Here is a 2,210-nt window from a genome sequence, read left to right on the forward strand (position 1 = left end):
GCGGCGCACCCCGGCGCTCGCCGCCGCCTACGCGGCCGAGTTCAACGCCGCGTTCGCTCCCGCCGACGTCATCGGTGAGCGCTTCGCGCGGGTGCGGGAGGCAGCCGCCGCTGCCGGGCGCGCCCCGGCTGACCTGGTGTACTCCACCTCCAATGTCGTGGTGTGCGCGCGGACGGACGCGGAGCTGGCGCGGCGCGCCGAGCGGATCGGGCACGACGTCGATGAGCTGCGGGCGAACGGGTTCGTCGGCACACCGGCGGAGATCCTCGCGAAGCTGGCCGAGTTCGGGCCGCAGGGCGCTGGCGCGTCCCGGGTCTACCTGCAGGTTCTTGATCTCGAGGATCTCGACCACCTCGATCTGCTCGCCGCCGAGGTGCTCCCGCACGTCTGAGCGCGCTGGGCGAGGGTCCGACTGTTTCGCCTGCGTGACAGCTAGATGTGACTCCCATCATGCCTACCGCTGACGTTAGATGGAAAGGCTAACCTCCTGTGTCGTGACGACACCCGACACCGCTGGCCGCGGGCGCGACTCCCACAAGTGGGTCGCGCTGTCGAACACGACCATCGGCACGTTGATGGTCACGATCAACTCGTCGATCCTGCTCATCGCCCTGCCGGACATCTTCCGAGGTATCAAGATCGATCCACTCTCGCCCGGGAACACCTCGTATTTCCTCTGGGTGATGATGAGCTTCCTGATCGTCACGTCCGTGCTCGTGGTGAGCCTCGGGCGGGTCGGGGACATGTTCGGCCGGGTGAAGATGTACAACCTCGGCTTCGCGATCTTCACGCTGTTCTCGATCCTGCTCGCCGTCACCTGGATGCACGGGACGGCGGCGGCCTGGTGGCTGATCCTGATGCGGGTCGGGCAGGGGGTCGGCGGCTCGTTCCTGTTCGCGAACTCCAGCGCGATCATCACCGACGCGTTCCCCGAGCACGAGCGCGGCTTCGCCCTCGGCGTCAACGGCGTCGCGGTGATCGGCGGATCGTTCCTCGGCCTGCTGATCGGCGGCGTCCTCGCGCCGATCGAGTGGCACCTGGTGTTCCTGGTCTCGGTGCCGTTCGGGATCTTCGGCACCGTCTGGGCGTACCTGAAGCTGCGCGACAACGGGGTGCGCACCCCGGCGCGGATCGACTGGGCCGGCAACATCACCTTCGCGGTCGGGCTCGTCGCGATCCTCACCGGAATCATCTACGGCCTGCAGCCCGCCGGCGGCCACACCATGGGCTGGACCCGGCCCTTCGTGCTGATCTGCATGGTCGGCGGGCTCGCCGTCCTGATCGCCTTCGTCGTGATCGAGGTGCGCGTCAGCGATCCGATGTTCCGGCTGCAGCTGTTCCGCCACCGCGGCTTCCTGATGGGTAGCCTGGCCGCGCTGCTCGGCGCGCTGTCCCGCGGCGGCCTGCAGTTCATGCTGATCATCTGGTTGCAGGGGATCTGGCTGCCGCTGCACGGCTACAGCTTCGAGCGGACCCCGTTGTGGGCCGGCATCTACATGATCCCGCTGACCGTCGGGTTCCTGATCGCCGGGCCGCTCGCCGGGCGGCTGTCCGACCGCTACGGCGCACGCCCGTTCGCCACCGTCGGCCTGCTCGCCTCCGCCGCCTCGTTCGGGCTGTTCGACGTCCTGCCGATCGACTTCAGCTACTGGTCGTTCGCGCTCGTCCTCGGGCTGATGGGCCTGTCGATGGGTCTGTTCGCCGCGCCGAACACCAGCGCTGTGATGAACACCCTGCCGCCCGCCGAGCGCGGCGCCGGCGCGGGCATGCTCAACACCTTCCAGAACTCCGCCGGCGTGCTGTCCATCGGCGTCTTCTTCACGATCATCGTCCTCGGGCTCGCCGCGAGTCTGCCGGACGCCATGTTCGCCGGTCTCACCGGCCAGGGCGTGCCGGTGGCGAAGGCGCACGAACTGGCCAACCTGCCGCCGATCGGCAGCCTGTTCGCCGCGTTCCTCGGCTACAACCCGAGCCAGACGCTGCTCGGGCCGGACACGCTGCACGCCCTCGACCCGGCGAAGGCCGATTTCCTCACCGGCCAGACGTTCTTCCCGCACCTCATCGCCGGCCCGTTCGGCGACGGCCTGCACCTCGCCTTCGCCTTCGGCGCCGCGACCTGCGTCCTCGGTGCCATCCTGTCCTGGCTGCGCGGGCGGGACACCCCGCGCGTGCGCCACTCGCGGCGCGAGGACGCCGGGATCGGCCTCGCC

General features: G+C 69.3%; 1 protein-coding gene and 1 pseudogene. Both read left to right on the top strand.

Going from position 1 to position 2,210, the window contains the following annotated elements; all coding sequences use genetic code 11:
• Positions 1-391, top strand: a pseudogene (locus tag MXD58_RS29725) (LLM class F420-dependent oxidoreductase); the annotation flags it as partial.
• A 103-nt stretch (positions 392-494) separates the two neighbouring features.
• On the top strand, positions 495-2,210 hold a 1,716-nt coding region (locus tag MXD58_RS29730), incomplete at its 3' end, for an MFS transporter (RefSeq protein ID WP_250611464.1).

Source organism: Frankia sp. AgKG'84/4 (assembly GCF_023242965.2).
Classification (GTDB): domain Bacteria; phylum Actinomycetota; class Actinomycetes; order Frankiales; family Frankiaceae; genus Frankia.